Consider the following 427-nt stretch of genomic DNA (forward strand, 5'->3'; position numbering starts at 1 on the left):
TCGCTGCGCCGCGAGGCGAAAATCCGGGGCTATAGCTCAGCTGGGAGAGCGCTTGCATGGCATGCAAGAGGTCGACGGTTCGATCCCGTCTAGCTCCACCAATTTACAGTTCAAGGCCTGGCCACACCGGCCTTGAATCGATCAGTACTCAGCACTGATCAACTGTTAGAAGGGTATGCGTCCCCTTCGTCTAGTGGCCTAGGACACCGCCCTTTCACGGCGGTAACAGGGGTTCGAGTCCCCTAGGGGACGCCAGTTTCACACAAGCGATGTTGCAAGATATCGCTGCGCCGCGAGGCGAAAATCCGGGGCTATAGCTCAGCTGGGAGAGCGCTTGCATGGCATGCAAGAGGTCGACGGTTCGATCCCGTCTAGCTCCACCAATTTACAGTTCAAGGCCTGGCCACACCGGCCTTGAATCGATCAG

Annotated in this window: 3 tRNA genes; all 3 read left to right on the top strand. The window is 57.8% G+C overall.

Going from position 1 to position 427, the window contains the following annotated elements:
- Positions 1–25: 25 nt before the first annotated feature.
- The 3 genes from J5M73_RS31520 to J5M73_RS31530 all read left to right on the top strand — a co-directional run bounded on the left by J5M73_RS31520 (position 26) and on the right by J5M73_RS31530 (position 383).
- Positions 26–101: transfer RNA gene (locus J5M73_RS31520), tRNA-Ala, on the top strand.
- A gap of 78 nt (positions 102–179) precedes the next feature.
- Positions 180–255 (top strand) — tRNA-Glu (locus tag J5M73_RS31525).
- 52 nt (positions 256–307) lie between these two features.
- Positions 308–383 (top strand) — tRNA-Ala (locus J5M73_RS31530).
- Positions 384–427: the final 44 nt, after the last annotated feature.

This window comes from Pseudomonas sp. 50_B (assembly GCF_017491625.1).
GTDB classification, from domain to species: domain Bacteria; phylum Pseudomonadota; class Gammaproteobacteria; order Pseudomonadales; family Pseudomonadaceae; genus Aquipseudomonas; species Aquipseudomonas danubii.